Origin of the sequence: Sphingomonas sp. (assembly GCF_051962185.1) — a bacterium.
GTDB lineage: Bacteria > Pseudomonadota > Alphaproteobacteria > Sphingomonadales > Sphingomonadaceae > Sphingomonas.
Genome location: NZ_JBQCCN010000253.1, coordinates 1 through 4,627, shown reverse-complemented (window position 1 = coordinate 4,627; position 4,627 = coordinate 1). Strand labels below are relative to the sequence as shown.

The window sequence follows — 4,627 nt, the reverse complement described above, 5'->3', positions numbered from 1 at the left end:
GCGCATGGCCATCACGACGAACACGGCCATGACGAGGGCACGCATGGCCATGCCGATACGGCGGCGGAAGGTGCCGGCAGCGATCCGCACGCCGATCAGCGCGGTGCGCCCGACATCCATGCCGGTACCGGCGGCTATCATCCGCACGAAAGCCCGCTGTCGATGCTGGTGCCGCTGGTGCTGTTGGCGACCGGCGCGGCGCTCGCGGGCTATATCTTCCAGCCCTCGTTCGTCGGGGTCGATGCCGGCGAGCATTATTGGCACGGCGCGATCGCGTTCAACGAGCATCTCTATCATGCCGCGCACAAGGTTCCGACCTGGGCCAAGCTGTCGGCGTCGTTCGTGATGCTGGTCGGCCTGATCGCCGCATGGATGGCCTATATCTGGCGAACCGACATCCCGGCCAGGTTCACCGAGACGTTCCGCTTGCTGTACCGGTTCGTGTACAACAAATGGTATTTCGACGAGCTGTACGACCTGCTGTTCGTCCGTCCCGCCTTCGCGATCGGCCGCTTGTTCTGGAAGGCGGGTGACGAGGGCACGATCGACCGCTTCGGCCCGAACGGCTCGGCCTGGGTGGTGTCCTTCGGCAGCCGGATCACCGGTCGCCTGCAATCGGGGTATCTCTACACTTATGCGTTCGTCATGCTGATCGGCCTGACCGCCGCCGTTACCTGGGCGATCACGCGATGAGCGGCTTCCCGATCCTCTCCGTCATGCTCGCGGTGCCGGCGATCGCCGCCGTCGCGTGTCTGTTCCTCAGCGCCAACAATGCGCGCTGGCTGGCGCTGATCGCGACCCTGGTCGACCTGGCGCTGGGCGTCGTGTTGTGGAGCCAGTTCCGGATCGGCGGCCCGCAATGGCAGTTCACCGAGAACGTGCCGTTGTTCGGCAGCTTCAGCTGGTCGCTAGGCATCGACGGCTTCGCCCTGCTATTGATCGAGCTGTCGGTGTTCCTGATGCCGATCTGCATCGGCGCGAGCTGGGAAGCGATCCAGAAGCGCGTGCCCGAATATATGGCGGCGTTCCTGCTGACCGAAGTGCTGATGATCGGCACCTTCGCGGCGCAGGACCTGTTCTTGTTCTACATCTTCTTCGAAGGTGGCCTGATCCCGATGTTCCTGATCATCGGCATCTGGGGCGGGGCGAACCGCATCTACGCTTCGTACAAATTCTTCCTCTACACCCTGCTCGGCTCGGTGCTGATGCTGATCGCGATGCTGTGGATGGCCAATGAGGCGCACACCACCAGCATCCCGGTGCTGCTCAACCACGATTTCCCGGTCTGGGCGCAGACCTGGCTGTGGCTCGCCTTCTTCGCCTCGTTCGCGGTCAAGATGCCGATGTGGCCGGTCCACACCTGGCTTCCCGACGCGCACGTCCAGGCGCCGACCGCCGGGTCGGTCATCCTGGCCGGCGTGCTGCTGAAGCTCGGCGGCTATGGTTTCCTGCGCTTCTCGGTGCCGATGTTCCCTGAGGCGTCGGCGTCGCTGACGTGGCTGATCTTCGGTCTGTCGGCGGTGGCGGTGATCTACACCTCGCTGGTCGCTTTGGTGCAGTCCGATATGAAGAAGCTGATCGCTTATTCGTCTGTCGCGCACATGGCGATCGTGACGATCGGCCTGTTCGCCTTCAACCGCCAGGGCATCGAAGGCGGGATGATGGTGATGCTGGGCCACGGCCTGGTGTCGGGCGCGTTGTTCCTGTGCGTCGGCATCATCTACGACCGCCTGCACACCCGCGAGATCGCGCGCTATGGCGGGCTCGCCAACAATATGCCGCGCTACGCCGTTCTGTTCATGCTGTTCACCATGGCGTCGGTCGGCTTGCCCGGCACCAGCAACTTCGTCGGCGAATTCCTGAGCCTGGCCGGCGTCTACAAGGTATCGACCACGATCACCTTGTTGTGCACGACCGGGATCATCCTCGGCGCGGCGTACATGCTGTATCTCTATCGCCGGGTGGTGTTCGGCGAGCTCAAGTTCGACGACGTCCGCGCCATGCCCGATCTGTCCCCGCGCGAGATCGCGTTGCTGGTGCCGATCGCGGCGGCGGTGTTGTGGATGGGCGTCTATCCGGAAAGCTTCCTCGCGCCGATGCGCGGCGACGTGCAGATCCTGCTCCAGCGGATCGATCGCGCCAAGCCGGCCGGCGACGCGCAGCCGACGCCCGGCAGGGTTCCTCAGGTCAAGGCCGGGGAGGGCCACGCGTAATGATTTGGACCGCAGCCCTCCAGGCGACGCTCCCCGAGCTCGTCCTGTCGGTCGGCGCGCTGGCGCTGATGCTGGTCGCCGCCTGGGGCGGCCAGGCCGCCACTCGTGCGGTGAGCTGGACCGCGGTCGCGGTGCTGTTCGGCGCGGGCATAGCGCTCGCCGGGCCCGCTTCCTATGCCGGCGCCGTGTTCGACGGCCTTTACCGCGCGGATGCCTTCGCGGCGTTCTGCAAGGTGCTGATCTATGTCGCCGCGGCGATCTCGATCGTGATCGCGCCGCGCTTTTTCGCGCAGGGCGACGGCGACAGCCTGCATCCCGAATATCCGGTGCTGATCCTGCTCGCCGCGGCGGGCATGGGCATGATGGTGTCGGCCGGCGACCTGCTGACGCTCTATGTCGGGCTCGAGCTGCAGAGTCTCGCGGCCTATGTGCTGGCGAGCTTCATGCGGCGCGACCAGCGCTCGGCCGAGGCCGGCCTCAAATATTTCGTGCTCGGCGCACTCGCCTCGGGCATCCTGCTCTACGGCATCAGCCTGGTCTATGGCTTCTCGGGCACGACGTTGTTCACCGACATCGCCACCGCTTATGGCGCCGGCAAGTCGCTGGGGCTGACCTTCGGGCTGGTGTTCGTTTTCGCCGGGCTGGCGTTCAAGATGTCGGCGGTACCGTTCCACATGTGGACCCCCGACGTCTATGAAGGCGCGCCAACTCCGGTGACGACCTTCTTCGCCTCGGCACCCAAGGTGGCGGCGGTCGCGCTCGGCGTACGCGTCGCGATCGAGGCGATGGGGCCGGCGGTGGCCGACTGGCGCCAGATCGTGATCTTCGCCAGCCTGGCGTCGATCATCTTCGGCGCGGTCGCCGCGATCGGCCAGCGCAACATCAAGCGGCTGCTCGCCTATTCGTCGATCAACAATGTCGGCTTCGCGCTGATCGGCCTTGCCGCCGGCACGCAGCAGGGCGTGCAGTCGGTGCTGATCTATCTCGCCATCTACATCGCGATGACGATGGGAAGCTTCCTGATCGTGCTCCAGATGCGCGACCGCGACGGCAATCCGGTCGAGACGATCGCCAGCCTGTCGGGCCTGTCGCAGACCAGTCCGGCGCTCGCCGCGGCGTTCGCGATGTTCATGTTCAGCCTGGCCGGCATCCCGCCGCTGTTCGGCTTCATGGGCAAGTTCTACGTGTTCCAGGCCGCGACCAACGCCGGTCTCTATCCGCTCGCCGTGTTCGGTGCGCTGGGGTCGGTGATCGGCGCTTATTATTACATCCGCGTGGTCAAGACGATGTTCTTCGACGAGGCGGCGGCGAGTTTCGCGCCGGTCGACCGGATCGAAGGCGCGATCATCGCGTTGCTCGCGCTCGCGATCTCGCCGCTCGGCTATCTCTCGCTCCTCGTGCTGCCGGGCTGGGCCGACACCGCGGCCAAGGCGTTGTTCTGATCGCCGACACGGCTAGCCGGGTTCGCACGGTCGAGGAGACGGGCTCGACCAACGCCGACATGATCGCGCTGGCCGCGACCGGTCTGGAAGAAGGCGTGTGGCTGCGCGCCGAGCGCCAGTCGAGCGGGCGCGGGCGCCAGGGCAGGGCCTGGGCGTCGCCGGCCGGCAACCTCTACGCAAGCACGCTGGTCCGCATCCGGCCCAGCGACCCGCCCGCGGCGACTCTGGCGCTGGTCGCGGCGGTCGCGCTCGAGGAAACGGTGTCGGTCTATGCCCCCGGCATGGCGCTGCTCAAATGGCCCAACGATTTGCTGATCGACGGCGCCAAGCTGTCGGGCATCCTGCTCGAGCGCGCCGGCGACGCGGTGGTGATCGGGATCGGCGCCAATCTCGCGCACCACCCGACCGGCATCGATCGCGCGGCAACCAGCCTGGCGGCCTATACAGTCGCCGTCGCGCCTGAGGATTTCGTCATCTTCTTCGTGGCCGACAACAAGTATTTCTGGGAGCACGCTTTGGTGCTCCTGGGATCGCTCGGCCGCCGCGCTCCCCGCTCCAAGTGCCATGTGCACGTCATCAATCCGGACGCTGGCGTCGCCCGTGCGATCGAGATCATCGGCAAGCTGCTTCCAGAGCTGACGCTCACTTATTCCTATGAGCACCCCGACCTTGAGGGCGCGGGCAAGATCCACGTCCGCACTTATTATGCCTCGATACGCTTCGTTCGGCTTGCCGAGGTCTTCGATAGGGCGCCCGCATCATACCTGTGCCTTGATGCCGATTGCATCGTCCGCGACGATATCGAAAAGTGCGTATCGGAGCTCGACGTTGCCGACGTTGGCATTCGCATGCGCTATGATGAACGCCCGCACATGACCGTTGCTGCTGGTGCACTGCTCCTTCGCCCGACCCCGGGCTCGGCAAGGTTCATCGAGCGGGTGAGCGGCCTCATCAGGCCGACGCTGGAAGCGG

The 4,627-nt window shown here is 65.6% G+C and carries 2 protein-coding genes and 2 pseudogenes; all 4 read left to right on the top strand.

Features of this window, described 5'->3' with window-relative positions; genetic code table 11:
• Positions 1-693, top strand: a pseudogene (locus tag ACTHJR_RS16320) (NADH-quinone oxidoreductase subunit L); the annotation flags it as partial.
• Positions 690-2,213, top strand: a complete 1,524-nt coding sequence (locus tag ACTHJR_RS16315) for an NADH-quinone oxidoreductase subunit M (protein ID WP_440524297.1) — start codon at positions 690-692, stop codon at positions 2,211-2,213. The pseudogene ACTHJR_RS16320 and the gene ACTHJR_RS16315, both read left to right, overlap by 4 nt.
• Positions 2,213-3,655, top strand: a complete 1,443-nt coding sequence (nuoN, locus tag ACTHJR_RS16310; protein WP_440524295.1) for an NADH-quinone oxidoreductase subunit NuoN — start codon at positions 2,213-2,215, stop codon at positions 3,653-3,655. The genes ACTHJR_RS16315 and nuoN overlap by 1 nt, the downstream gene beginning before the upstream one ends.
• A gap of 59 nt (positions 3,656-3,714) precedes the next feature.
• Positions 3,715-4,119: pseudogene (locus ACTHJR_RS16305) on the top strand (biotin--[acetyl-CoA-carboxylase] ligase); the annotation flags it as partial.
• Between the last annotated feature and the right edge of the window lie 508 nt (positions 4,120-4,627).